Source organism: Pseudomonas sp. 14P_5.3_Bac1 (assembly GCF_025466135.1).
In the GTDB taxonomy this organism is placed as follows: Bacteria; Pseudomonadota; Gammaproteobacteria; order Pseudomonadales; family Pseudomonadaceae; genus Aquipseudomonas.
The window spans coordinates 130,361-153,628 of the sequence record NZ_JANLOF010000085.1; the positions used below are offsets into that span (position 1 = coordinate 130,361).

A 23,268-nucleotide genomic window follows, 5' to 3' on the forward strand; every position below is an offset into this window, starting at 1 on the left:
GATTACTTCTTCTTTTTCGGGGCGATGACCATAATCAGCTGGCGTCCTTCCATCTTAGGATGCTGCTCGACGGAACCGTACTCCAGCAGGTCAGCTTCAACCCGCTTGAGGAGTTCCATCCCCAGCTCCTGGTGGGCCATCTCACGGCCGCGGAATCGCAAGGATACCTTGGCCCTGTCCCCATCACTCAGGAAACGTACCAGGTTGCGCAGTTTTACCTGGTAATCCCCTTCCTCCGTCCCTGGACGAAACTTGATTTCTTTTACTTGAATCTGCTTCTGGTTCTTCTTCGCTGCGGCAACCTGCTTCTTCTTCTCGAAGATCGACTTGCCGTAGTCCATCACCCGGCAAACGGGTGGGATTGCATCGGCGGAGATTTCCACCAGGTCCAATTTGGACTCTTCAGCAATACGAAGCGCTTCATCAATCGAGACGATGCCAATCTGCTCGCCGTCAGCGCCAATTAACCGAACCTCGCGTGCCGAGATATTCTCGTTGATCGGGGCTTTCGGTGCAGCTCGTTTATCTTGTCTCATTTCACGCTTAATAATAATTACTCCGAATCTGGGCGACCACGCCGGGAAACCGCTTGCGCGAGGAACTCAGCGAACTGGGCGACGGGCATCGAGCCCAGGTCAGCACCTTCACGAGTACGCACAGCGACAGTCTGCATCTCGACTTCCCGATCTCCGATAACCAAAAGATAGGGAACCTTGAGCAAAGTATGCTCGCGGATTTTAAAGCCGATCTTTTCATTTCTCAAGTCGGACTTGGCACGAAATCCGCTTTCGTTGAGAGTTTTTTCAACTTCAGCCGCAAAATCTGCCTGTTTATCAGTGATATTCATGATCACTGCCTGGGTCGGAGCAAGCCAAGCAGGGAATGCACCCTCGTAGTGCTCGATCAGGATTCCGACAAACCGTTCGAAGGAGCCAAGGATCGCTCGGTGCAACATAACCGGGTGTTTCCGGCTGTTGTCTTCGGAGACGTATTCGGCTCCCAAACGGATCGGCAGGTTAAAATCGAGCTGCAAAGTACCACATTGCCAGACACGACCAAGACAATCTTTCAGCGAGAACTCGATTTTCGGACCGTAGAAGGCGCCCTCACCCGGCTGCAGATCGTACGCAAGGCCCGCGCTGTCTAGGGCTGCGGCCAGTGCAGCTTCGGCGCGATCCCACAGTTCGTCGGAGCCGACGCGCTTTTCCGGACGAGTGGACAGCTTCATTTCGACTTCGGTGAAGCCAAAATCGCGATAAACGTCCATGGTCAGCTTGATGAACGCGGCGGATTCAGCCTGCATCTGCTCTTCGGTGCAGAAGATGTGTGCATCGTCCTGAGTAAAGCCGCGCACGCGCATGATGCCGTGCAGCGCACCCGATGGCTCGTTACGGTGGCAGGCACCAAACTCGGCCAGACGCATCGGCAACTCGCGGTAGCTTTTCAGGCCCTGGTTGAACACCTGCACGTGGCATGGGCAGTTCATCGGTTTGATGGCGTAGTCGCGGTTTTCCGACTGAGTGGTGAACATGTTGTCGGCGTAGTTGGCCCAGTGCCCGGACTTTTCCCAGAGGCTGCGGTCAACGACCTGCGGAGTCTTGATCTCCAGGTAGCCATTTTCGCGCTGAACCTTGCGCATGTACTGCTCGAGCACCTGGTACAGGGTCCAGCCGTTCGGGTGCCAGAACACCATCCCAGGCGCTTCTTCCTGAAGGTGGAACAGGTTCAGGCGCTTGCCGATCTTGCGGTGGTCTCGTTTTTCGGCTTCTTCAATGCGCTGGATGTAGGCCGCCAGCTGCTTTTTGTCAGCCCAGGCAGTGCCGTAGATACGCTGCAGTTGCTCGTTCTTTGCATCGCCGCGCCAGTAGGCGCCGGACAGTTTGGTCAGCTTGAACGACTTGAGGAAGCGCGTATTCGGCACATGCGGGCCACGGCACATGTCGACGTATTCTTCGTGGTAGTACAGGCCCATTGCCTGCTCGTCCGGCATGTCTTCCACCAGACGCAGCTTGTAGTCTTCGCCACGCGCGGTGAACACGTCGATCACCTCGGCGCGCGGCGTGACCTTCTTGATTACGTCGTAATCTTTTTCGATCAGCGCGTGCATGCGCGCCTCGATAGCGGCCAGGTCGTCCGGAGTGAAAGGACGTTCGTAGGCGATATCGTAATAGAAGCCTTCATCGATAACCGGACCGATCACCATTTTTGCGGTGGGGTACAGCTGTTTGACCGCATGGCCGATCAAGTGCGCGCAAGAGTGGCGAATGATCTCCAGCCCCTCTTGATCCTTGGGCGTGATGATTTGCAGGCTGGCGTCGCTGGTGATCAGGTCGCTGGCGTCTACCAGCTTGCCGTCGACCTTGCCGGCTACGGTGGCCTTGGCCAGGCCTGCACCAATGGAAGCGGCGACCTCGGCTACGGATACCGAATGATCGAATGAACGTTGACTGCCGTCGGGAAGAGTAATAGTTGGCATGGCGCCTCCTCTCCTAGTGGTGACCCCTACCAAAGGTCACGTGGGTTGGGATGAGCCAGTACAAGATCCAACACCAGGCCGTTCAATGATGAACGCCTGCCTTACAGCGGCAGGAGCCTTTCGGCCAACCGATAATCGAACCAGAGTGACTGGAGTGAGCTAAAAAGAACATGGCAAGGCGGCAACTTGGCACGCCTGGAAATAGCCAGGCCGAGGATGCTAGCACAGATGAACGGTCATCGTGCTGGCGCCGCCTTTCTGAAAGACAAATTCGAGGCTTTATAGGTGCAAAAGTGAACTTGAGCTGTACGCCATGCCTCAAACACACCGAGAATCGCTGTTCGTCCTCGACCCAAAGGAGCATCCACATGATGCGTTTCACCTCGACCCTCGCTCTCGCTGCTTCCCTGGCCTTCCTGTCGCTCGGCGCCCAGGCAGCCGCCCCATCGAACTGGCCAACCGGCGCTCGCGACAACTTCATCAAAGATTGCAGCTCGGCAGCCCAGCAAAGCGTGGACGCCAAAACTGCCAAAGACCATTGCGAATGTGGCGCTGACAAGATCAACGCCGAATTGAGCACCGCAGAGATCAAGGAGCTCATGACCAACCAGAACGCAGATCCGGCGCTTAAGAACAAAGCTGTCGCGGCTATTTCGTCCTGCAAAGTCGTGAAGAAATAATCAGAACGACCACTGATCAGACGGCCGTCGCGCTGAAAAAACAGCCCGAAAACTGCCATTTCGCACAAATTACGCAGCTTTTACGGCTTTTTTTAACAGCTGATATTTCGCACCAAAGCCCCGTAAATCGGGGCTTTCAGCCAGCCCAGGCAGCAAATGCAACGCTATTGATTAGCAAACAATGCCTTGGGGGGGCTCCCAAGTCGAACATTTCGACTATGATAGCCAAGTGTGCCCAGTTGGCCTGAGCAGCACAGCACTACTGAAAATATATGTTTCTTGGAGATACACCATGTCTAATCGCCAAACCGGCACCGTTAAATGGTTCAACGATGAAAAAGGCTTCGGCTTCATCACTCCTCAAGGTGGCGGTGACGACCTGTTCGTACACTTCAAAGCTATCGAAAGCGACGGTTTCAAAAGCCTGAAAGAAGGCCAAACCGTTTCCTTCGTGGCTGAGAAAGGCCAAAAGGGTATGCAAGCTGCACAGGTTCGCGGCGAGTAATTCTCCGCTGAGCTAAAAAAAACCCCGTCCATGTGACGGGGTTTTTTATGGGCGCTACAAAAGTGCCGAGGTTCTTAGCCGCAGTTGACTCGCGTGATCACCAGATTGTCATCGGTGTTCAGGTTCAGGCGGTCGGAGCGGTATTCCAGGGCGATCATGTCATTAGGCTTGAGGATACGTGCGTTCTGCGCACCGGCACGTGTACGCGCCTGCTCCAGCAACTGGGGCGAGGCTTTCTGGCCGATCGCGAACTCGGCGGCCTTCGCCTCACAGCGGCTATGACCGGCATCGGCCACGGCGGCGTCTTTGGCTGGCTCAGAGGTACCCGGGGTGCTGCAACCCGCCAACGCGAATGCTGCCAACAAAGTACCGAATGATGCGAGCTTCCAAGGCATGAAGCCTCCTATGATAAAAATGGACAGAGATCGTGCGACAGCGATCTGGGGGATTGGTTTCAAGACGTGAATCGCCCGCAGGCAAGTCTGCCTGACTCAGGCCGAGCATTCGCTCGGTCAATCGTCACCAGATATGAATGTATTCAGTAGATGTCGATGTAGTCGAACGGCGGCTTCGGCCAGTTCTGCTTGAGCGCGTTGAATATCTGCATGACCCAGACTTCATCACTGGCCGCTACGTTACCGACATAACCGGAGCCTTTGGCCCAGGTCTCAAGGCGAAACAGCAAGCCGGCGATATCAGTGCCGCCCACCACGCCTGACGAAATGTAGGCAATCCCGGCCTTGGTTACCCGCAGTTGGGTATGCTGGTCATCGCTGGCGCTGGCCAGCATCTGACGAACAGCTTCCAGTGTCAGGTTCTCGGGGTTGTTCAAATCGATCTGCACCTGGCGTTCCCCGGCAATTAAACAGGGCCACAGTGTCGCACAGCACATGCCTCATGCCTAAGTAGCAGTGCCAAACGCCACCCAAAAATGGTTAACTGCGCCGGTAAAAGCCGCGTTTCAGCGCACTGCCCAGTACTTCCAACTCCGCGAGACACCCATGACCACTGTTACCCTCCAAGCCGACATCAAAGCCAAGTGGCCCCAAGGACAAAGTTCCTACAGCCCCGGAAGCCCGGAGGAGTTGGCAATCATCGGAATCGACCTGCTGGTCAAGGAACTCGGCACTCAGGCTGCACAGGCCTTCATCGGCCAGGTATTCGAAAAATACCCGGCCGATCACATGGGCGCACACAACCCCGAGCGCGAATAAGAACCGGCCGACGAACGCCGACCGGCACACACATTACTTCAGACGCGCCAGACGCTCGGTCAGCAGATCGAAGAAGCCCTGAGCATCGCCGTTCTCAACCCAGAAGGCATTCTTCGGCTGCTTCAGGCCATCGTACCAATCGACGATGGTCTGGCCGAAGGTCGGGCCTTCACGGCTGTCCACCACCACATTAACTTCACGGCCGCTGAACAACTCAGGTTTGAGCAGGTAGGCAATAACGGTGGCATCGTGAACCGGGCCGCCTGGAATGCCGTAGTGCTCCATATCGCCTTTGACGTATTCATTCAGAATATCGCCGACTACTTTGCTCGCGTTGTTGTTGATATCGGCGATTTGCTTGAGGCGCGCCTCACTGGTCAACACCTTGTGGGTGACGTCCAGTGGCAGGTAAGTCAACTTGACGCCGCTTTTGAGCACGACCTCAGCCGCAATAGGGTCGGCAAACAAGTTGAATTCGGCCACCGGCGTGATATTGCCGCCGTTGAAGTGCGCACCGCCCATCACCACCACTTCCTTGATGCCTTGGGTGATTTCCGGAGCCTGGGTCAACGCCAGCGCCAGGTTGGTCTGTGGGCCGAGCATGGCGATAGTGATGCTGTGGGGCTTGGCGGTGCTCAGGGTTTTGATCAGGTAATCAACGGCATTGCCTTCGGCCAGGCCTTTTTTCGGCTCGTGCACGGTAACGCCCGAAATACCCTCTTTACCGTGAATATTCTCGGCGTAGATCGGCGTGCGCAGCATCGGTTTTGGCGCCCCTGCGTACACCGGAATATCCTCGCGCCCTGCCCATTCGCGGGCCAGGCGCGCATTGCGGGAGGTTTTGTCGAGGCGCACGTTACCGGCGACGGTGGTCAGCGCACGAATATTCAATTCCTGTGGAGAGGCCATTGCAAACAGCAAGGCCACTACATCGTCAGCACCCGGGTCGGTGTCGATGATCAGGTCGATTTTTTCCGCCGCGTGGGCGCTGGCTGCTGTGAGCGCGGACAAAAGCAGGACACTCCGAAACAGTTTTTTCAGGGATGGAAGACCACGTTGCATGAAACACTCCTTGTCGTAGGAAATCTCTAGAAAGTTACGCCGGACACCAGCGCGATATTGCAATAAGGCTGGCACTCGCCGGTGCGCACGACGGCGCGAGCCTTGCGGCTCAGTTGCTTGAATTCTTCGTGACTGACCAGGCGTCGCTCGCCCAGGGCTGCCTGCTCGGTCAGGGTGTTGAGCGCAGTGAGTGCAGGCGGTTGCTTGAGCAGGATTTCTTCGGCCAGCACGTGGCTTTCCACCTGCATCTCGCTGAGCACAATGCGCAAGGTACTGATGAAGTCAGGAATACCTTGGGTCAGCGCCAGGTCGATCAGCTCGACACCCGGCGGCACGGGCAAGCCGGCATCGCCGATCACCAGGACGTCACCGTGACCGAGAGACGCAATGACACGCGACAGGGCAATATTGAGCAGCGGTGTCTTTTTCATGAGGGCACAAAACCTTGAACGTCGTGCAGCGTGGGAATAGAGGGTTGCGCACCGGCGCGAGTCACAGACAGCGCTGCGGCCACCTGACCAAAGCGGATGGCCTCGGCTTCGCTCTTGCCATTGGCGAGCGCGGCGGCAAACCCGCCGACAAAGGTGTCGCCCGCCGCCGTGGTGTCCACCGCCTTGACCTTGGGCGCCACCAGATGCTCAAAGCCTTGGCCATCGGCAAACAATGCGCCCTGGGCACCGAGGGTGATGATGACCTTGCCCGCGCCTGCCTTGATCAACTGCGTCGCAGCGACCTTGGCACTGTCGAGAGAGTCGACCGTCACGCCGCTCAAGGCGGCGGCTTCACTTTCATTGGGAATCAGGTAGTCAATCGAGGCATACCATTCGGCCGGCAAAGGGCCGCTGGCGGGTGCCGGATTGAGTATCACCGTCTTGCCCAGGTCACGTCCGCGCTTGAGGGCCTGGCCTACCGTGTCCATCGGCGATTCCAGCTGGCAGACGATGACGTCGGCGGCCTGCAACACTGCGTCAGCCCGTTGCAACGAGGCTGGCGTCAGCGCACCGTTGCCGCCGGCCACGATCACAATTGCGTTCTGGCTGCTGTCATCCACCACAATCAACGCCACGCCGCTGGAGCCGTCTACCGTGCTCACGGCCTGACAATCAATGCCCTCCACCACCAGCGCATCACGCAATTGGGCGCCGTAGGCATCAGTGCCGACACAGCCGACCATCGCCACATCAGCGCCCAGACGCGCAGCAGCCACTGCCTGGTTGGCGCCCTTGCCGCCGGGGACGGTAGAGAACGTTTGGCCGATCAGGGTTTCACCGGCACGCGGCAACCGACTGGCGCGGGTGACCAGGTCCATGTTCAAGCTGCCTATTACCACTACTTTTGCTGGCATACATCAGTACTCATCAATTCGGTTCAGCGGTATTGGGCGAACACACCGGCGACCGGCGCCGTCGACTCACGCAAAACAATACTCGGCGTCACGATACGTTGATCGATCGGCAGTTGGGGGGTTGCAATTCTTCGCAGCAAAAGCTCGGCCGCCGTTTCGCCCAGTTGCACGATCGACTGCCCGACCGTAGTCAGCGCCGGGTACACGTAACGGCCCATTTGAATATCATCGAAACCAATCACCGACAATTCGCCGGGCACGCGAATATTGCGCTCTGCCGCAGCGCGCAACACGCCGAAACCGATCATATCGTTACTGGCAAAGATCGCGCTCGGCGGATTGTCCGACAGCAACTGCACGGCTGCGGCATACCCGCCGATGCTGGTGAAGTCGCTCTCTTGAGTGCGATTGGCCGCCACTTGCACACCCGCCTCACGCAGCGCCCGGTGATACCCCGCCAGACGCATTTGCGCCACGCGGGTGTGGCCGGGGCCACCAATGCAGGCGATGTCGCGGTGACCGAGTTCAAGCAAGTGCCGGGTCGCCAGGTAGGCGCCCTCCTCGTGGTCGATGCGCACCAGATCGACATCGATGCCATCCAGCGCACGGTCGACGATCACCATGGGCGTGCGCACCGCGCTCAAGCCAGCGGCAAGGCCGCTGTCGTCGCCCCCTACCGAGGTCACGATCAAGCCGTCGATGCGCTTTTCGAGCAACACACGCAAGTAGCTGCGCTGTTTTTCAGCGTTGTCGTCGGAGTTGCAGAGGATCACGCAATAACCATTACGCTCGCAGTAATCCTCGATCCCGCGGGCCAACTCGGCAAAATACGGGTTGAGGCTGTTCGGCACCAACAGGCCGATGGTGGCGGTGGTCTTGGCCTTGAGCGATCGCGCGACCGCACTGGGCACATAGTCGAGCTGCTTGATCGCCGCTTCGACCTTGATCCGCACAGGCTCACTCACCGGCCGCGTCTTGTTCACCACATGGGACACGGTGGTGTAGGAAATACCCGCAAGCGCTGCCACATCCTTGATCGTCGCCATGGTTCAGACTCGCCGGCTGGCGCGCTGGCTGCGGTAAGTGTCGAGGACCACGGCAATCACGATCACAGCACCGGTGATGATGCGTTTGGTGGGCTCCGTAGCACCGATCTGCGCCAGGCCAGCGGCCAGTACCGAAATGATCAACACGCCGAAAAAGGTGCTGATAACCGAACCGCGTCCGCCCATCAAGCTGGTGCCGCCGATCACCACAGCGGCGATCACCTGCAGCTCCAGGCCGGAGCCGGCATTCGGGTCCGCCGCTTCCAGGCGCGAAATCTGGAACAGTGCCGCCACACCGGCCAACAGCCCCATCAGGCTGAACACCAGGATTTTGTACGGCTTGGGATTGATCCCGGCCAGGCGCACGGCCTCTTCGTTGGTGCCGATACCGATCAGGTAGCGACCAAACACCGTGCGCGTCAACACCAACTGAGCGGCAATGATCACCAGCAAGGCAATGATGAACGACGGCGAAATTCCGAAGGCAATCGGGTTCGACAGCCAGGCAAACGAATCACCAATATAGGCGGTGCGCGAGCCGGTCATTTGGTATGCCACGCCGCGCGCCATCTCCAGCACGCCGAGGGACACGATAAACGAGGGGATTCGCCAGGCCACAGTAATCGAGCCGGTGATAGTGCCTGCCACTGCCGCACAGCCCATGCCCAGCAGCGCTGCCGGCAGCACGCTCCAGCCCCAGCCGAGAATCGCCACGCTGACCGCCGACGCGGCCAACGCCAGCACCGAGCCAACCGACAGGTCGATGCCGCCGATAATCAGGATGAACGTCATGCCCACCGCCAACACCATCAAGTCCGGAATCTGGTTGGCCAGGGTGCTGAAGGTGTCATAGGACAGGAAGTGATCGCTCAACACTGAGAACAGCGCGATCATCGCCAGCAAGGCGCCAGCCAGACCCAGGTAAGTGCCCAGGCCGTAAAAGTTGCCGCCGGTTTTACCCGGGGAAGTTGTGGTTTTCATGGGGTATCCCTAAGCGCTGCGTCGTTGAGCAGCGCGTCACGTTTTTGGTAGCCGGCAAAAGCGGCGGCGAGCAATTCGTCCTGGGTCCAGCTGTCGCGCTCGAAGGTTTCGATCAGGCGCCCGGCGGACAGCACACCGATGCGGTCACAGATCAGCATCAGCTCACGCAGGTCGCTGGACACCACCACCAGCGCTTTGCCCTGGCGCGTCAATTCGCCGAGCAAGGCATAAATGTCGAACTTGGCGCCGACGTCGATGCCTCGGGTCGGCTCATCGAACAGCATCACCGCGCAATCGCGCTCCAGCCAACGGCCGATCACGACTTTCTGCTGGTTACCGCCCGACAGCTCAGACACCAACTGCGCAGGACTGGAGCTGCGGATGCGCATGGCGTCGATCTGGCGCTTGGCCAAGGCGGTTTCGTCGCGGCTGTTCACCACGCCGCCGCCGGAAATTTCCGGCATGTTGCCCAAAGCAATGTTGGCGCTGATCGACTGGGTCAACAGCAGGCCTTCGCCCTTGCGGTCTTCGGTGATCAGGGCAATGCCATGGCCCACCGCATCCACCGGGGAACGAATGCTCACCACCTGGGCCGGCGAACCCAAGGCGACAGTGCCGCTGTCCGCCAGGTCCGCGCCGAAGATCAGGCGCAGCAGCTCGGTGCGGCCGGCGCCGATCAGGCCGGAGATGCCATAGATCTCCCCGGCGCGTACTTCAAAGGACACATCACGCACCTTGTCCGAGCGGGTCAGCCCTTTCACGGTCAAGGCGGGGCCGCCGATAGTGCGCGGGCCCAGGTCGATCTGTTCACCCAGCTCGCGCCCGACCATCAGGGTGACCAGTTGCTCACTGTTGTAGTTGGCCATCGGCTCGACGCAGACCAGTTTGCCGTCGCGCAATACCGCAATACGCTGGGCAACACGGGCCAGCTCTTCGAGCCGGTGTGAAATATAAATGATCGCCACGCCCCGAGCCTGCAGGCGAGTGATTTGTTCAAAGAGCATTTCGACTTCGCGCGCGGTAAGCATCGCCGTGGGTTCGTCGAGAATCAGTACGTGGCAGTCGCCGATCAGGTTGCGGGCGATTTCGACCATTTGTTGATGGCCAATGCCCAAGGTGCCGACCAGCGTGTCGGGGTCAATCGCATCCAGGCCGACCTGGGCCATGGCTTCGATCGCGGCTTTGCGCAGTTGCTTACGGCTGATCCAGCCACATTTGCTGGGCAGGTTATCCAGAAACAGGTTTTCGGCCACCGTCAGTGTGGGCAGCAGGTTGAGCTCCTGCATGACCATGCGCACGCCCAGCTCTTCAGCCTGGGTGCGGCTGCCGGGACGGTAGTCCTGACCATTGAACTGCATGTGCCCGGTGGTCGGCGTGACCAGCCCGCCGATGATTTTCGACAGTGTACTTTTACCTGCGCCGTTCTCACCGGTCAGCGCCAGCACTTCCCCACGATTGAGCGTCAGGGTGATGTCGGACAGAACCGGTTGGGCATAGGTCTTGCCGATACCGCTGACCGAGAGGACAGCGTTCGGGGCGGAAGATGACATAGGAAAATCTCCAGGCGCCCACTCAGGACGAGCGGGCGCTGTTGGGTGCTGCCAGGATTACTTCTTGAGGACGAGTTCGACCGGGGTTTCGATCACACCGTCTTTGGCATCGACTTTCTCACCCTTGACCAGCTTGAGCGCGTTCTGGATACCGAACACGGCTTGCTGGGCGGCAGCCTGGTCAGCGGTCGCAAGCACACGGCCATCTTGCAGCATTGGTTTGATGGCTTCGATGTTGTCGTAGCCTACGACCAGCACTTTGCCGGCTTTGCCCGCAGCGCGCACGGCAGAGACAGCGCCCAAGGCCATGTTGTCGTTACCCGCCAACAGTGCCTTGAGGTCCGGGTATTCGCTCAACATGGCGGAGGCGACTTTCTGACCCTGGTCGATTTCCCAGTTGCCCGACTGAGTGGAGACGATCTTCATGCCGGCAGCGTCCATCGCGTCCTTGTAGCCTGCGGTGCGCTGCTGCGCGTTGGTGGTGGTCGGGACACCTTCGATGATGCCGACCTTGTCACCCGCGGCCAGTTGCTTGGCCAGGTAGTCACCGACCAGCTTGGAGCCTTTACGGTTATCCGGGCCTACGAACGGAATATCGAGGTTTTTGCTTTTCAGTACATCCGGATCAAGGCGGTTGTCGATGTTGACGACCTTGATGCCCGCATCGGAAGCTTTCTTCAATACGGTGACCAACGCCTTGGAATCAGCCGGAGCAATCACGATGGCGTTTACTTTGGCGAGGATCATCTGGTTGACGATATCGATCTGCGCGCTGGTATCGGTTTCGTTCTTGATCCCGTTGGTGATCATGTCGAAATCACCGGCGTGGTCTTTTTGATACTTCTTGGCGCCGTCCTGCATGGTCACGAAGAATTCGTTGGCGAGGGACTTCATCACCAGGCCGACCTTGGGTTTGGCGGCGGCGTCATCGGCAAAAGCAGAGGAAAGGGGCAGAGCAGCGGATGCAGCGGCAAGCACAGCGACAGCAAGAAGACGTCCAGCGAATGGCAGCTTCATGGGTTCACTCCGATCTTATGATTATTGTGAGCAACGCTTGCACGGCAGACCGTCTCGCAAACGTTTGCGTTAGTCAAACTATGAGAACCTTGTCGAGATTTGTCAACGGGTGAAAAACGCCTTTCATCCAAGTCCATTGCTACCTGCCATTGCGCCCCATTCGGTGGATGTGACTAAACATCGCCCTCGCCCGCCCGTTCTCTAAAACGACAGCCTGTGACACTCATGTCATACGCAACCTGTCGATATGCCCTGATGGCCTTCGGACAACCGAACACGATACTGCCTCCCCGTTCGGAAAGCCGGACGGGTGCTTTTTCATCCTCTCTGAGATATCTGTAATTATTGTTTTAAATCAATACCTTAATTTATAAGCACGAACACAATCAGCTTGGTACAAATCCTGCTCTTTCCTGGCACCTCGTGGCGTTCAGAACCGCCCGGGTGTTCTAGATGAACCTGCGACCGCACTCATCAAAAACCAGAGAGAAAAATAATGAAATCTGCACTGAAGTCTTTTGTTCCGGGCGCACTCGCCCTCCTGCTGCTGTTCCCCGTTGCCGCTCAGGCAAAGGAAGTTGAAACCAAGACCAAACTGTCCAGTGTGGTGATTCTTGCCACCGGCGGCACTATTGCCGGCGCTGGCGCCAGCGCTGCCAACAGCGCCACTTATCAGGCGGCCAAGGTCGGCATCGAGCAATTGATCGCTGGTGTTCCTGAGCTTAGCCAGATTGCCAATGTGCGCGGCGAGCAAGTGATGCAAATTGCGTCCGAAAGCATCAACAATGAAAACCTGCTGCAACTGGGTCGCCGCGTTGCCGAACTGGCCGACAGCAAGGACGTCGACGGCATCGTGATTACGCACGGTACCGACACCCTCGAAGAAACCGCCTACTTCCTTAACCTGGTGGAAAAAACCGACAAGCCAATCGTGGTGGTCGGCTCGATGCGTCCGGGCACCGCCATGTCGGCGGACGGCATGCTCAACCTGTACAACGCCGTCGCCGTCGCCGGCAGCAAGGATGCACACGGCAAGGGCGTGCTGGTCACCATGAACGATGAGATCCAGTCGGGTCGTGACGTCAGCAAGATGATCAATATCAAGACCGAAGCGTTCAAGAGCCCATGGGGGCCATTGGGCATGGTGGTTGAAGGCAAATCCTATTGGTTCCGCCTGCCGGCCAAGCGCCACACCCTGGATTCTGAATTCGATATCAAAACCATTAAAAGCCTGCCGGACGTTGAAATCGCTTATGGCTACGGCAATGTGAGCGACACCGCCGTCAAGGCCCTGGCTCAGGCTGGCGCCAAAGCCATCATCCATGCCGGCACTGGCAATGGTTCGGTGTCTTCCAAGGTCGTCCCTGCCCTGCAGGAACTGCGCAAACAAGGGGTGCAGATCATTCGCTCGTCCCACGTGAACGCCGGCGGTTTCGTGCTGCGTAACGCCGAACAGCCTGACGACAAGTACGACTGGGTGGTTGCCCATGACCTGAACCCGCAGAAAGCGCGGATCCTGGCGATGGTTGCGCTGACCAAGACCCAAGACAGCAAAGAGCTGCAACGGATGTTCTGGGAATATTGATTTCTGATAACACTGTGGAGGCGGGTTTACTCGCCTCTATCTTCCCTTGAAACTTCCCCGCCACAACTCCCCGCGCAAGCCCTGAGTTTTAAGCAGTTGCGAAATTCCTTATAGTTAAATACTGTATACACATACAGCAAACTAAGGAATGCTCCGTGGCAAAGTCCTCTTCCGCAGCCCCAACCCCGCCTGACGCTTACGCACGCTTGGCCGTTCGTGTGCAAAAAATCATCAATTCGACCAATGCCCAGAAAGCCAAGGCAGCCTTGATCTTCCGTTTACCGGAAGAGCCCGAAGATGAATGGGCGCGCTTGCTGGAAGAAATTGCAGAGAACGACAACGTCACCCTCGCTTATCGGGACGACGGTGGTGTGCAGATTTTCTGGGTTGTGCCGAAGGAAGATTGATTCAATGAGTGTTCGCTTTACTGCGTTGTTTTGTCTGTTTTTTGCCATTACTGCCAACGCCCAGGCGCCTCGAACCTTCAGCGAAGCCAAGAAAGTTGCCTGGAAACTCTATGCGCCACAATCCACAGAGTTTTACTGCGGCTGCAAATACACCGGCAACCGGGTGAATTTAAAAGCCTGCGGGTATATTCCACGCAAAAATGCCAACCGTGCCGCACGCATCGAATGGGAGCATATCGTTCCAGCCTGGCAGATCGGCCATCAGCGTCAATGCTGGCAGAACGGTGGACGCAAGAACTGTACGCGCCGCGATGATGTGTTCAAGCGTGCAGAGGCCGACTTGCACAACCTGGTGCCGAGCATCGGGGAGGTCAATGGTGACCGCAATAACTTCAGTTTTGGTTGGCTGCCTGTGCAAACCGGACAGTACGGCTCATGTTTGACCCAAGTGGACTTCAAGGCAAAAAAGGTCATGCCCCGCCCGTCTATTCGCGGAATGATTGCCCGGACCTACTTTTACATGAGCAAACAATATGGTTTGCGCCTGTCGAAACAGGACCGCCAACTATATGAAGCCTGGAACAAGACTTACCCGGTACAAACCTGGGAGCGCCAGCGCAACCAGACCGTGGCCTGCGTGATGGGGCGGGGCAACGAGTTTGTCGGCCCGGTTAACCTGAAAGCCTGCGGTTGAGGGCGGGAGGAGCTCCCGCCCGGTCTGTTGGTTACTGTGCGGCCTTGTGTTCAATCACCTGGGACTCGGTGTCATTTTTCTTGGCGCGGGCCAGTTTTTCGGTCAGTTGCGCCTGCTTGGCTTCGGCTTCGGCCTTACTGGCGAACGGCCCCAACAGGACATCGTCCTTGCCTTCTGTTTTCACGATATAAAAATTAAACCCATGTTCCAGCAACCAGGCAGTCAAGTCAGTGATTGCCTGGAGCTTGTGGTCCGGCGGGCCGACCCACACATCCCATTCCTGAGCGGCAATCGCGCCGGTGTCTGGCTGGCTTTCAGTCACGGCAGGCTTGGCCTTGGGCGCTTCGACAGGTTTGCCTTCACCGCAACCGGCCAATGCCAACACCGCAATTGCCATCGCTACTTTACGCACTGCCCTGCTCCTTTGAGGATAAAGAGGCAACTTTATCATTCACTGTCTATTCTGGCCGTCATAAACGTTGGCTTAAACAATGCGAATGATGTATCGCAGACCTGTATGATGCCGCCATGGGAATTAATGTCGCCTCTATGCGTCCTAAAAGAGGCAGTCACAGGGAAGCGCTTAGCAGTAAGCTACACACATCCGACATCTGCCCTGTCTGAAACATGTGTCCTTAAAAGTAATCAAGGAGAAGTCCATGCTTATACTCACCCGCAAAGTCGGTGAAAGCATAAACATCGGTGATGACATCACGATCACCATTCTGGGCGTCAGCGGCCAGCAAGTACGAATCGGCATCAACGCACCCAAGGACGTTGCCGTGCATCGCGAGGAGATTTACCAGCGTATCCAGGCTGGCCTGACGGCTCCGGACAAAAACCAGACTCCTTGACGCACTCTCAGTAGCCAGCCCTTTCGTTCACTGTAACGGCTGGCGAAGACCCTTCAAGCCTGCTCGCGTCTCTTGCGTGAACAGCACGTTTTGCGCCTTGCGCTTCGCCCCAAGATGAAACTGTCTTGACGACTTGAACTTGTTGCGTAATCCACAGCCGAATCTTCTGACTCTTATTCTGCCGTCCGAGTGCATTCAGGAGCACGTCGATGAGGCACGCCGCCCCCAAGCCCCTCGTTTCCAAGTCCTGGTGGATCGTCCTGCTGATAGGGCTGGTCTTCGTGACGCTGGTTTATGGCCTGAGATACGAAATTGAAAGTAGCAGCGCCTCCCATGGTAGCTCTTGGCCTGATCTGGCGCTGTTTCTGTGCGGTTACCTGTTTGCGTTCTGCCTCAAGCCTATTCAGAAGGCGATTCTGCGCAAGTTGTGTCAACGCGCCGCTCAACGAACGCACCACAAAACTGCACGATGACGCCTCCTTGCGGGCTATCAGATCACCGGCATTTACAGTGTCGCAGCAAGACCTATGCTTGGGCTTGCACGGTCAGTATTAAGGGCTGAAACAGATGGATACCCTGAGTAAATCCGAAATTGAAACTGCGCTGGCGGCCCGCCTGCCCAGTTACACAATCGCCTGCACACTGCACGCTGACGGCACATTGTCGGCTGTTCTCAGCGGCCCTGAAACCGACCACTTTGCAATCACCGGTATCGTGCGCGCGCACTATCGCGGCGCAGAAGCGATAGCCCGGTTGGCGAACGAAATCCTCAGAGAAATGGTGATGTCCCGACAGGGCCTTCGCAGCAGCCGACTGCAGGCCCTACCGGAAAACAGCGTAAGGTCGGACCGACCCGGCAACTGATGAAATCAGGAGCGATAACGGGTTTGGCTTTCGTGTATCAAGCCACGACGATCGATAAACTCAGCAACCCGTCATCGTTACGATGCACGCGCACGCGCTCATACCCCTGAATCGACGCATGCACCGTGACCATGGGCTGCAAGTGCGTCGAGGTCACGACTACCACGTCAGCCCCCGCCGCCTCCGCGGCGCGAATCCCCACCGTCGCATCCTCGAACACCAGGCAGTCCTGCACCGGTACGCCCAGACGCTGCGCACCCAGCACATAACAAGCCGGATCCGGTTTGCCGCTGGCGACATCCTCGGCCGTCACCAGCACTGCCGGCGGCGCAATGCCCGCCGCTTGCAGGCGGCGCAACGCCAACTCCCTGGGGGCAGACGTGACCAGCGCCCACTGATCGCCAGGCAAACTGTTCAGAAACTCGACAGCGCCTGGAATCGCGACGACACCCTCGACATCGTTGATTTCTGCCTCGGTTATCCACTGCGCTTCAACTTCAGCGTCCACGCCTGGCAATGCCTGCCGGGTGATCGTATCAATGGCTCGTGCGCCGTGAATGGTACTCAGAAAAGCCGCCACCTCCAGGCCGTGGCGTTCAGCCCAGATACCCCAGACCCGTTCGGCGGCGGCGATAGAGTTGAGCAAGGTCCCATCCATATCGAATAAAAAGGCGCGGTAGCGTTGGGTAAATGCGGCTGGACCTTGAATAGACACTGCGGGGTTTCCTTTTTATCGCTGACAAATGCTGACCCCGATGCAATCTACGGATCACGTCAACACTTGTAAACGTTGCAGAGCACTGCCCTCCCCCTTTGCATTACAAGCTTGTAATGAAGCTGTAAGTCTTGTCAGCACCCTCACTTCATACAGTGGCGTCGCCAGTCACCCACACCGGGTGACACACCCGCACACTGATGAAGGGCCGCACGATGAAACCTGCAAGCACACTCTGCCTGATCGCCGCCAGCTTGTTGATGCTGGGCACCGGTACCGCCATGGCCGGCACCGTCGCACCGATCAAAGCCAACAACGTGGTCCTGGTGCACGGCTCCTGGGCGGACGGCTCGAGCTGGTCCGAGGTGATCACCCGTCTTCAGGCCGCCGGCCTGCATGTCACCGCCGTACAGAACCCGCTGACCTCGGTGGCCGATGACGTCGCCGCCACCAACCGCGTACTCGATCAACAGGACGGTCCTACCGTCCTGGTCGGCCATTCCTACGCCGGCACCGTGGTCAGCGACGCCGGCGCGAACCCGAAGGTCAGCTCTCTGGTGTATGTGGCAGCCCGCGCACCGGACGCCAATGAAGACTTTGTCGCGCTCTCCGCCAAATACCCGAGCATGCCGGTGCGAGCCGGCGTTGAAGAGCACGACGGTTACCTGACCCTGAACCAGGACGCTTTCCTGAAGTACTTCGCCGCCGACGTGCCCCGCGCCAAGGCACTGGAGCTGTACGCCGTACAACAACCGATTACCAAGACGCTGTTCAGTGGTCGCACCGTGAATGCCGCCTGGCACACCAAGCCGTCCTGGTACGCCGTGTCGAGCAATGACCAGACCATCAACCCGGAGCTGGAACGCTTCCTCGCCAAGCGCATGAACGCCACCACCATCGAGCTGCCTTCGAGCCACTTGTCGTTGGTGTCCCACGCCAAGGAAATCACCGACCTGATCCTCGAAGCGTCCGGTCGCCAGCCTTGAATCCGTTGATTACGAACTTGTCATGATCCTGTTGGTTGGCTGTTTGGGGCGCCTGGTTACTGTGAACTCACTGCCAATCCCGGCAGCCGACCCTTTAAGAGAACTACTGCCATGAAACTGTTTATCCTGGGCTTCGCCGCGCTGCTTGCCACCGGTTCCGCATTTGCTGCCGACACCCCTTCCGCCACCAACGTGATCCACGACAAGACCGGCTTCTTCGTGCACCTGGACGTCGACAAAGTGCTGTCGAGCACCGACACCTACGGGCAGTGCGGCATCGTCCCTGCCCGCCTCGATTACCTCGACCACCAGGGCCGCGAACATGTGCTGGACTACCAGGTACAGGGCATCGGTTGCGCCAGTGACAATTGATCGGGCTACACTTGCGCCACGCACAGAACCAGGGCACTTCCCATGAATATCCTTGTAGTCGAAGACGAACCCAAGGCCGGCAATTACCTGCTCAATGGGCTGCAGGAACTGGGTTACTCCGTGAGCCTTGCCCGTGACGGTGTGGACGGGTTGCACCAGGCGCTGGAAACGTCATTCGACGTGATCGTGCTGGATGTGATGATGCCGAAAATGGACGGTTGGGAAGTGCTGCGCCGCCTGCGCAAGGAGGCCGACACGCCGGTGCTGTTTCTCACCGCCCGCGACGACATTGCCGACCGCATCAAGGGCCTGGAACTGGGTGCCGATGATTACTTGATCAAGCCGTTCTCCTTCGCCGAGCTGGTCGCGCGTTTGCGCACCTTGACCCGCCGCGGCCCGAGCCGCGAAGAAGAACAGCTGCACATCGCCGACCTGCAGATCGACGTGCTCAAACGCCGCGTCACCCGCGCCGGCACGCGCATTACCCTGACCAATAAAGAGTTCGCCCTGTTGCATCTGTTCGCGACCCATCAGGACCAGGTGCTGTCACGTTCGATGATCGCCTCGCGGGTCTGGGACATGAACTTCGACAGCGACACCAATGTAGTCGACGTCGCCGTGAGGCGCCTGCGCCTGAAAATCGACGATCCGTTCCAGCTCAAGTTGATCCACAGCGTGCGGGGCATTGGCTACCGCTTCGACACTCAGCCATGAACAACCGCCGCCACTACTCGCTCACCCTGCGCCTGGCGCTGATCTTCGCCCTGCTCGCCTTTGCCCTGCTGGCCACCCTGGGCGTGGCGCTGTACCGCGAACTTGAGCGTGAACTGATCAAGCGTGACGATGCCGCGCTGATCTATCGCGCCGACCAGTTGCGCAACCTGCTCAACGACAGCAACACCCTGGACCTGATCAAGACCAAGCCGGAGCTGTTCCGGAACATGCTGGGCAACAGCGAGTCGGTGCTGAGTATCGCGGCGCCGGGGCAGAAGCCGTTATTGCTGGTCAACCCGGGCAACATTGAAATGCCGAACGTAACGCCCGTGCCAAAGGACCATGAACTGGGCTTTTCCGACGTGCACCACTTACCTGGAGTGAACGGCGTACCCTTCGCCACCGTCGCCGCCTCCATTGATTCCGGAGACCTGGGAAGCCTGCAAGTCACCACGGGACGCTTGATGAGCGAACGTACCGCCATGCTTGCCAGCTATCGCCTGAGCGTATTTATCCTGGCCAGCATCGCGGCGATTATCCTCGCCCTGGTCGGTTACCTGCTGGTGTACCGAGGCCTGCTGCCGCTGCGGCGTCTGGCCACACACGCCCAAGGCATCGGCGTGGGCAACCTTGCCGAACGACTCGACAGCCACGGTGCGCCGAAAGAACTTCTGCCGATGATCGACTCTTTCAACACCATGCTCGAGCGGTTGGCCAAGGGTTTTGTGCAACTGGGCCAGGTGTCGACCGACATGGCCCACGAACTGCGCACGCCGATCAACAACCTGCTGGGCGAAACCCAGGTCGCGCTCCAGCAGAGCCGCAGCATCGAAAGCTATCAGCAATTGCTGGCCTCCAATGTCGAAGAGCTCGAACGCCTGGCACGGATGCTCGACAACATGCTGTTTCTCGCCCGCACCGATCCGGCCAGCGCCTTGCGCCAGCGCCAGGAGCTGAGTGCGGCGGATGAAGTGCAACGCATGGCTGATTACTTCGAAGGGTTGGCGAACGATGTGAATATCAGCATCCTCGCGCAGGGCGAAGGCGTGATCTGGGCTGAACCGATGCTGCTGCGCCGGGCGCTGGCAAACTTGTGTGCCAATGCCATCAAATACGGCGCCCCCGGTTCGGAGCTGGTGATTCAAGCCACGCCAAATGCCGAAGGCATCCGCCTGAGCGTCAGCAATCAGGGAGAGACCATCCCCGCCGAACACCTGCCCAGGCTGTTCGAACGGTTTTATCGGGTGGACGAATCGCGGGAACGCTCGGCCCAGTCCAACGGGCTGGGTTTATCGATCGTCGCGACCATCATGCAGCTGCATAACGGCCGCTACAGCGTCACCAGTGAAGGCGCATTGACATGTTTTGAGCTGATTTTTCCAAAGCGGGAACACTGAGCAGTGCGTGCCAGAACCCTGGTGTTATTTTGCAAAGTTTTGTAGGTCGCAGCCGTTCCCATCTGCCTCTACTCTTGCCCAGAGCGCTCTCTCAGATCATTCAAAACAGGTGTCACGCTTTGGAGAACAAACAGCATCAATCAGGCGGGACGAACACGCTGACTCAGGGTAGAGCCGGTGCAGGTAATAACGGAGATTCTGGTATGGAAAAACGCTTGGGTTTACTGGAAAAAGGGCTGGCTGACATGAAAGAGAAGCTGATCGCCGTTTCGAACAGGGCAGAAGCCATTGAAAGGCACTCCACCACCCATGAAAAACACTATGCAACCCGCGCGGACCTGGCAACCACAGAGCTGAACCTGATCAAATGGTATGTGGCCACTGCGTTCGCGATGACGGGGTTGGCCTGCGCCATTACCTTCGGGCTGACCCGAGCGTTGGCCGGTTGAGGCAAGCCTGGCAGGTCAACTGACCTGCCCACCGGTTTGCACGATATCCACCTGCGTATCCCACGCCGTCTGTAGCGCAACCCGCAAACCTTCAACCATTGTCACCAGTGCCATAGAGGGCTTTGCCGCCCCAGAGACCTGATCCGGCAGGCTGGGGGGTACGTGGATAAAGCCACTGCGTATCGCCGTGCCGGCCAGGGCATGCTGCAACAGGTAAAACACCTGATTACACACAAAGGTCCCCGCCGTCTGTGATACCGACGCCGCGATCCCGGCCTCGCGCACAGCCTTGACCATCGCTTTGATCGGCAAGGTCGTGAAGTAGGCCGCCGGCCCCCCGACCACCACTGGGGTATCGACCGGTTGTGCCCCCAGATTGTCTGGGATGCGTGCGTCGTTCACGTTGATCGCCACACGCTCCATGGAGAAATCGCTACGGCCGGGGGCGAGGCCTGTGGCAATCACCATCACCGGGTCAAATTCGGCGATCAACCGCGTCAGGCACGCCCCCGCCGTGGCAAACGCACAGGGCAGTCGACGCGCCACAATGTGCACATCTTCGCTCAGTCGCACGCCGTCCAACTGGCGCGATGCCTCCCAGGACGGGTTCATCAGGTCCTGGTCAAAGGGCTCGAAGCCCGTCAGCAACACAGTTTGCATTTTTGGCCTCACATCAACAGGTAGAGCAGCACGATATTGACCACCAGCATTATCAAAGCCGTCGGCAGTTGAGCCTTGATCACTGCGTTCTTGTCCGGCAACTCCAGCAACGCCGCCGGGACGATATTGAAGTTGGCAGCCATGGGCGTCATCAACGTGCCGCAATAGCCGGAGAACATGCCAATCGCCGCCATCACCGCCGGATTGCCGCCATACACGCCCACCAGCACCGGTACGCCGACACCGCCGGTCATCACCGGAAACGCCGCAAAGCCGTTACCCATGATCACCGTGAACAGCGCCATACCCAGCACGTAGACCATCACCGCCACCAACTTGAAATCAAGGTTGATGTAGGTAGTGGTGACATGCGCAACGGCCGTGCCCACTCCGGCTTCATTGAACAATAGCCCCAGCATTGCAAGCATCTGCGGCAACACCATGGCCCAGCCGAGGGCCTCGGTCAGGCGCCGGGATTCACGCAAGGCTTGCACCGGTGTATCGCGGGTCAGCCAGCAAGCCAGGCCGAGGGCGATCAGACAGCCGATGCCCAAGGATACAAAGGTGGTGTTTTTCGGGTCCAGCAGCGGCACGCCGCCGATCTCGGTGTGTTTGAGCAACACCGAACCAATCACGGTGGTCAGGGGAATGGCCAGCGCGGGAATAAACAATTTATGCCCCAGGCGCCCGGCACTCGCGCGGGAGGCCTTGTCATGCAGTTCGGCATGCTTGCCGCGGCCGACGCCACCCAAGCCTGCGATCAGCGCCATCACCACCACGCCGACACCAATGACCACCGACGGCAAGCGCTCCCCCACCAGGAACGGCACAGCAAACAAGAGCCAGAACAGCGCGGTTGACCAGCGTTTAGGGTGGGTTCGATCCAGCAGGATCATTCCTGCAGTTATCAGCAATAGAACACCGGCAAGCCAGTACAGGTACTCAATGGAGATGATCATTGTGCAGCCTCCACCGGCGTGGCGGCGGGCGTCATCTCGCGCGTAAGCCTGCGATCAAACCGGTGCAGGCGAATGGCGTGGATGATAAAGGCGCAAATCGCCGTCGGAATGCCCCACACCGCAATGTGCAGTGGCTCCACATCAATCCCCGAACCCAGCAGGAAGGTGTGCATCAACGCGATCGCACCAAAGGCGACAAAGATGTCCTCACCGAAAAACAGCCCGACGTTATCGGTTGCCGCACACATGGCCAACACTTTGTGGCGCAACGTATCCGGCAGTTTGCCGTAGCGTTTTTCCGCCGCCCCTTCGGCCATGGGCGCCAGCAGCGGCCGCACCATTTGCGGATGCCCGCCCAGGCTGGTCAGGCCCATGGCGGCGGTGGACTCGCGCACAAACAGGTAAATGATCAACAGGCGCCCGACCGTGGCTCGCTCGAAACGCGCGATCCAGTTTTGTGCATGCAGGCGCAGGCCATGGCGCTCCAGCAGGCCAATGACAGCCAGGGGCAATAACAGGATCAGTTGCAGCGCGCGGGTCTGAAGGAAACCATCACCCATGCTGGCGAGAATTTTTTCCAGCGGGAAATGGGCAGCCAGCCCGGTGGCAATGGCGGCGGCGGTGACCACCAACAGCGGATTGAAGCGCAAGACGAAGCCAACCACGATGACAAGTACGCCGATCAACGGCCATAGGTTCACAACAGTTTGCATGACGAAGAGGTCCTTGAATGCGC

Annotated in this window: 30 protein-coding genes; 14 read left to right on the top strand and 16 right to left on the bottom strand. The window is 58.4% G+C overall.

What is annotated here, in order from left to right:
* Nucleotides 1-2: 2 nt before the first annotated feature.
* Nucleotides 3-554 carry a translation initiation factor IF-3 gene (gene infC / locus NTD89_RS25370; RefSeq protein ID WP_015884933.1) on the bottom strand — a complete coding sequence of 184 codons (552 nt, stop codon included), beginning with the start codon at nt 552-554 and terminating at the stop codon, nt 3-5.
* The gene (thrS, locus tag NTD89_RS25375; protein ID WP_119742672.1) at nt 554-2,476 is read right to left on the bottom strand and encodes a threonine--tRNA ligase; all 1,923 of its coding nucleotides are present in this window, start codon (nt 2,474-2,476) and stop codon (nt 554-556) included. The genes infC and thrS overlap by 1 nt, the downstream gene beginning before the upstream one ends.
* A gap of 368 nt (nt 2,477-2,844) precedes the next feature.
* Between thrS and NTD89_RS25380 the strand changes: the two genes are divergently transcribed.
* Together NTD89_RS25380 and NTD89_RS25385 are read left to right on the top strand one after the other, a co-directional pair.
* The gene (locus NTD89_RS25380; protein ID WP_106580537.1) at nt 2,845-3,156 is read left to right on the top strand and encodes a hypothetical protein; all 312 of its coding nucleotides are present in this window, start codon (nt 2,845-2,847) and stop codon (nt 3,154-3,156) included.
* Nucleotides 3,157-3,448: 292 nt separating this feature from the next.
* Nucleotides 3,449-3,661 (top strand): cold-shock protein, encoded by a 213-nt coding sequence (locus NTD89_RS25385; protein WP_003234260.1) that lies wholly within the window; start codon nt 3,449-3,451, stop codon nt 3,659-3,661.
* A gap of 74 nt (nt 3,662-3,735) precedes the next feature.
* Here the strand turns inward: NTD89_RS25385 and NTD89_RS25390 are convergent, their stop codons facing one another.
* Together NTD89_RS25390 and NTD89_RS25395 are read right to left on the bottom strand one after the other, a co-directional pair.
* Entirely contained in the window at nt 3,736-4,056 is a 321-nt protein-coding gene (locus tag NTD89_RS25390) for an I78 family peptidase inhibitor (protein ID WP_262210337.1), read from the bottom strand.
* Nucleotides 4,057-4,199: 143 nt separating this feature from the next.
* Complete coding sequence (locus NTD89_RS25395; RefSeq protein WP_262210338.1) at nt 4,200-4,505, bottom strand: hypothetical protein; 306 nt, start codon at nt 4,503-4,505, stop codon at nt 4,200-4,202.
* 157 nt (nt 4,506-4,662) lie between these two features.
* Between NTD89_RS25395 and NTD89_RS25400 the strand changes: the two genes are divergently transcribed.
* Entirely contained in the window at nt 4,663-4,875 is a 213-nt protein-coding gene (locus NTD89_RS25400) for a hypothetical protein (protein WP_032886978.1), read from the top strand.
* A gap of 33 nt (nt 4,876-4,908) precedes the next feature.
* Here the strand turns inward: NTD89_RS25400 and NTD89_RS25405 are convergent, their stop codons facing one another.
* Genes NTD89_RS25405 through NTD89_RS25435 form a run of 7 tightly spaced genes read right to left on the bottom strand, consistent with a single transcriptional unit; the run spans nt 4,909 to nt 11,876 of the window.
* Nucleotides 4,909-5,937 (bottom strand): nucleoside hydrolase, encoded by a 1,029-nt coding sequence (locus NTD89_RS25405; protein ID WP_262210340.1) that lies wholly within the window; start codon nt 5,935-5,937, stop codon nt 4,909-4,911.
* A gap of 26 nt (nt 5,938-5,963) precedes the next feature.
* Nucleotides 5,964-6,368: a D-ribose pyranase gene (gene rbsD, locus NTD89_RS25410; protein ID WP_145165845.1), complete on the bottom strand. Its 405-nt coding sequence runs from the start codon at nt 6,366-6,368 to the stop codon at nt 5,964-5,966.
* Nucleotides 6,365-7,282, bottom strand: a complete 918-nt coding sequence (rbsK, locus tag NTD89_RS25415) for a ribokinase (protein WP_262210342.1) — start codon at nt 7,280-7,282, stop codon at nt 6,365-6,367. The genes rbsD and rbsK overlap by 4 nt, the downstream gene beginning before the upstream one ends.
* 23 nt (nt 7,283-7,305) lie before the next feature.
* Nucleotides 7,306-8,328, bottom strand: coding sequence for a LacI family DNA-binding transcriptional regulator (locus tag NTD89_RS25420; RefSeq protein ID WP_145165843.1), 1,023 nt, complete (start codon nt 8,326-8,328; stop codon nt 7,306-7,308).
* Nucleotides 8,329-8,331: 3 nt separating this feature from the next.
* Nucleotides 8,332-9,309 carry an ABC transporter permease gene (locus NTD89_RS25425; protein WP_145165842.1) on the bottom strand — a complete coding sequence of 326 codons (978 nt, stop codon included), beginning with the start codon at nt 9,307-9,309 and terminating at the stop codon, nt 8,332-8,334.
* Complete coding sequence (locus NTD89_RS25430; protein ID WP_145165841.1) at nt 9,306-10,859, bottom strand: sugar ABC transporter ATP-binding protein; 1,554 nt, start codon at nt 10,857-10,859, stop codon at nt 9,306-9,308. The genes NTD89_RS25425 and NTD89_RS25430 overlap by 4 nt, the downstream gene beginning before the upstream one ends.
* Nucleotides 10,860-10,916: 57 nt before the next feature.
* A complete protein-coding gene (locus tag NTD89_RS25435) occupies nt 10,917-11,876 on the bottom strand; it encodes a sugar ABC transporter substrate-binding protein (protein WP_145165840.1) in 960 nt (319 codons plus the stop codon).
* Nucleotides 11,877-12,372: 496 nt separating this feature from the next.
* Between NTD89_RS25435 and NTD89_RS25440 the strand changes: the two genes are divergently transcribed.
* The 3 genes from NTD89_RS25440 (at nt 12,373) to NTD89_RS25450 (ending at nt 14,562) form a co-directional block, all read left to right on the top strand.
* Nucleotides 12,373-13,461: an asparaginase gene (locus NTD89_RS25440; protein ID WP_262210344.1), complete on the top strand. Its 1,089-nt coding sequence runs from the start codon at nt 12,373-12,375 to the stop codon at nt 13,459-13,461.
* Between the two features lie 155 nt (nt 13,462-13,616).
* A complete protein-coding gene (locus tag NTD89_RS25445) occupies nt 13,617-13,868 on the top strand; it encodes a DUF1654 domain-containing protein (RefSeq protein ID WP_106580525.1) in 252 nt (83 codons plus the stop codon).
* Nucleotides 13,869-13,872: 4 nt separating this feature from the next.
* Entirely contained in the window at nt 13,873-14,562 is a 690-nt protein-coding gene (locus NTD89_RS25450; protein ID WP_242195142.1) for an endonuclease, read from the top strand.
* A gap of 31 nt (nt 14,563-14,593) precedes the next feature.
* Here the strand turns inward: NTD89_RS25450 and NTD89_RS25455 are convergent, their stop codons facing one another.
* Nucleotides 14,594-14,959, bottom strand: a complete 366-nt coding sequence (locus NTD89_RS25455; protein ID WP_262210394.1) for an SPOR domain-containing protein — start codon at nt 14,957-14,959, stop codon at nt 14,594-14,596.
* A gap of 262 nt (nt 14,960-15,221) precedes the next feature.
* On the opposite strand from NTD89_RS25455, the gene csrA reads away from it, so the two are divergent.
* The 3 genes from csrA to NTD89_RS25470 all read left to right on the top strand — a co-directional run bounded on the left by csrA (nt 15,222) and on the right by NTD89_RS25470 (nt 16,280).
* Complete coding sequence (csrA, locus tag NTD89_RS25460; protein ID WP_003192511.1) at nt 15,222-15,416, top strand: carbon storage regulator CsrA; 195 nt, start codon at nt 15,222-15,224, stop codon at nt 15,414-15,416.
* Between the two features lie 209 nt (nt 15,417-15,625).
* A complete protein-coding gene (locus NTD89_RS25465) occupies nt 15,626-15,889 on the top strand; it encodes a hypothetical protein (RefSeq protein ID WP_262210347.1) in 264 nt (87 codons plus the stop codon).
* Nucleotides 15,890-15,983: 94 nt separating this feature from the next.
* A complete protein-coding gene (locus NTD89_RS25470; RefSeq protein WP_242195145.1) occupies nt 15,984-16,280 on the top strand; it encodes a hypothetical protein in 297 nt (98 codons plus the stop codon).
* Nucleotides 16,281-16,317: 37 nt separating this feature from the next.
* On the opposite strand, the gene NTD89_RS25475 is transcribed toward NTD89_RS25470, so the two are convergent.
* A complete protein-coding gene (locus NTD89_RS25475; RefSeq protein WP_262210350.1) occupies nt 16,318-16,995 on the bottom strand; it encodes an HAD family hydrolase in 678 nt (225 codons plus the stop codon).
* Nucleotides 16,996-17,210: 215 nt separating this feature from the next.
* Here NTD89_RS25475 and NTD89_RS25480 point away from each other — a divergent pair, with 215 nt between their 5' ends.
* From NTD89_RS25480 to NTD89_RS25500, 5 genes are all read left to right on the top strand, one after another.
* Nucleotides 17,211-17,981: an alpha/beta fold hydrolase gene (locus tag NTD89_RS25480; protein WP_262210352.1), complete on the top strand. Its 771-nt coding sequence runs from the start codon at nt 17,211-17,213 to the stop codon at nt 17,979-17,981.
* A gap of 111 nt (nt 17,982-18,092) precedes the next feature.
* The gene (locus NTD89_RS25485) at nt 18,093-18,353 is read left to right on the top strand and encodes a DUF2790 domain-containing protein (protein ID WP_262210353.1); all 261 of its coding nucleotides are present in this window, start codon (nt 18,093-18,095) and stop codon (nt 18,351-18,353) included.
* Between the two features lie 42 nt (nt 18,354-18,395).
* Nucleotides 18,396-19,067, top strand: a complete 672-nt coding sequence (locus NTD89_RS25490; RefSeq protein ID WP_145165833.1) for a heavy metal response regulator transcription factor — start codon at nt 18,396-18,398, stop codon at nt 19,065-19,067.
* Complete coding sequence (locus NTD89_RS25495) at nt 19,064-20,464, top strand: heavy metal sensor histidine kinase (RefSeq protein ID WP_262210355.1); 1,401 nt, start codon at nt 19,064-19,066, stop codon at nt 20,462-20,464. Before NTD89_RS25490 ends, NTD89_RS25495 begins: the two co-directional genes overlap by 4 nt.
* A gap of 203 nt (nt 20,465-20,667) precedes the next feature.
* Nucleotides 20,668-20,913 (top strand): hypothetical protein, encoded by a 246-nt coding sequence (locus tag NTD89_RS25500; protein ID WP_145165831.1) that lies wholly within the window; start codon nt 20,668-20,670, stop codon nt 20,911-20,913.
* Between the two features lie 15 nt (nt 20,914-20,928).
* On the opposite strand, the gene pcp is transcribed toward NTD89_RS25500, so the two are convergent.
* The 3 genes from pcp to NTD89_RS25515 are packed head-to-tail and all read right to left on the bottom strand — an operon-like array spanning nt 20,929 to nt 23,245.
* The gene (gene pcp, locus NTD89_RS25505) at nt 20,929-21,573 is read right to left on the bottom strand and encodes a pyroglutamyl-peptidase I (protein WP_262210356.1); all 645 of its coding nucleotides are present in this window, start codon (nt 21,571-21,573) and stop codon (nt 20,929-20,931) included.
* 8 nt (nt 21,574-21,581) lie between these two features.
* Nucleotides 21,582-22,532 carry a DUF979 domain-containing protein gene (locus NTD89_RS25510; protein WP_262210357.1) on the bottom strand — a complete coding sequence of 317 codons (951 nt, stop codon included), beginning with the start codon at nt 22,530-22,532 and terminating at the stop codon, nt 21,582-21,584.
* Entirely contained in the window at nt 22,529-23,245 is a 717-nt protein-coding gene (locus NTD89_RS25515; protein ID WP_242195166.1) for a DUF969 domain-containing protein, read from the bottom strand. Before NTD89_RS25515 ends, NTD89_RS25510 begins: the two co-directional genes overlap by 4 nt.
* Nucleotides 23,246-23,268 lie beyond the last annotated feature (23 nt).

Coding starts and splice junctions, on each gene's coding strand:
- NTD89_RS25380 (WP_106580537.1), top strand. CDS start 2,845: ATGATGCGTTTCACCTCGACCCTCGCTCTCGCTGCTTCCCTGGCCTTC.
- rbsD (WP_145165845.1), bottom strand. CDS start 6,368: ATGAAAAAGACACCGCTGCTCAATATTGCCCTGTCGCGTGTCATTGCG.
- NTD89_RS25510 (WP_262210357.1), bottom strand. CDS start 22,532: ATGATCATCTCCATTGAGTACCTGTACTGGCTTGCCGGTGTTCTATTG.
- NTD89_RS25470 (WP_242195145.1), top strand. CDS start 15,984: ATGGATACCCTGAGTAAATCCGAAATTGAAACTGCGCTGGCGGCCCGC.
- rbsK (WP_262210342.1), bottom strand. CDS start 7,282: ATGCCAGCAAAAGTAGTGGTAATAGGCAGCTTGAACATGGACCTGGTC.
- NTD89_RS25400 (WP_032886978.1), top strand. CDS start 4,663: ATGACCACTGTTACCCTCCAAGCCGACATCAAAGCCAAGTGGCCCCAA.
- NTD89_RS25390 (WP_262210337.1), bottom strand. CDS start 4,056: ATGCCTTGGAAGCTCGCATCATTCGGTACTTTGTTGGCAGCATTCGCG.
- NTD89_RS25405 (WP_262210340.1), bottom strand. CDS start 5,937: ATGCAACGTGGTCTTCCATCCCTGAAAAAACTGTTTCGGAGTGTCCTG.
- NTD89_RS25435 (WP_145165840.1), bottom strand. CDS start 11,876: ATGAAGCTGCCATTCGCTGGACGTCTTCTTGCTGTCGCTGTGCTTGCC.
- NTD89_RS25500 (WP_145165831.1), top strand. CDS start 20,668: ATGGAAAAACGCTTGGGTTTACTGGAAAAAGGGCTGGCTGACATGAAA.
- NTD89_RS25450 (WP_242195142.1), top strand. CDS start 13,873: ATGAGTGTTCGCTTTACTGCGTTGTTTTGTCTGTTTTTTGCCATTACT.
- NTD89_RS25440 (WP_262210344.1), top strand. CDS start 12,373: ATGAAATCTGCACTGAAGTCTTTTGTTCCGGGCGCACTCGCCCTCCTG.
- NTD89_RS25425 (WP_145165842.1), bottom strand. CDS start 9,309: ATGAAAACCACAACTTCCCCGGGTAAAACCGGCGGCAACTTTTACGGC.
- csrA (WP_003192511.1), top strand. CDS start 15,222: ATGCTTATACTCACCCGCAAAGTCGGTGAAAGCATAAACATCGGTGAT.
- NTD89_RS25385 (WP_003234260.1), top strand. CDS start 3,449: ATGTCTAATCGCCAAACCGGCACCGTTAAATGGTTCAACGATGAAAAA.
- NTD89_RS25495 (WP_262210355.1), top strand. CDS start 19,064: ATGAACAACCGCCGCCACTACTCGCTCACCCTGCGCCTGGCGCTGATC.
- NTD89_RS25465 (WP_262210347.1), top strand. CDS start 15,626: ATGAGGCACGCCGCCCCCAAGCCCCTCGTTTCCAAGTCCTGGTGGATC.
- NTD89_RS25515 (WP_242195166.1), bottom strand. CDS start 23,245: ATGCAAACTGTTGTGAACCTATGGCCGTTGATCGGCGTACTTGTCATC.
- NTD89_RS25455 (WP_262210394.1), bottom strand. CDS start 14,959: ATGGCAATTGCGGTGTTGGCATTGGCCGGTTGCGGTGAAGGCAAACCT.
- NTD89_RS25490 (WP_145165833.1), top strand. CDS start 18,396: ATGAATATCCTTGTAGTCGAAGACGAACCCAAGGCCGGCAATTACCTG.
- NTD89_RS25485 (WP_262210353.1), top strand. CDS start 18,093: ATGAAACTGTTTATCCTGGGCTTCGCCGCGCTGCTTGCCACCGGTTCC.
- pcp (WP_262210356.1), bottom strand. CDS start 21,573: ATGCAAACTGTGTTGCTGACGGGCTTCGAGCCCTTTGACCAGGACCTG.
- NTD89_RS25480 (WP_262210352.1), top strand. CDS start 17,211: ATGAAACCTGCAAGCACACTCTGCCTGATCGCCGCCAGCTTGTTGATG.
- NTD89_RS25420 (WP_145165843.1), bottom strand. CDS start 8,328: ATGGCGACGATCAAGGATGTGGCAGCGCTTGCGGGTATTTCCTACACC.
- thrS (WP_119742672.1), bottom strand. CDS start 2,476: ATGCCAACTATTACTCTTCCCGACGGCAGTCAACGTTCATTCGATCAT.
- NTD89_RS25430 (WP_145165841.1), bottom strand. CDS start 10,859: ATGTCATCTTCCGCCCCGAACGCTGTCCTCTCGGTCAGCGGTATCGGC.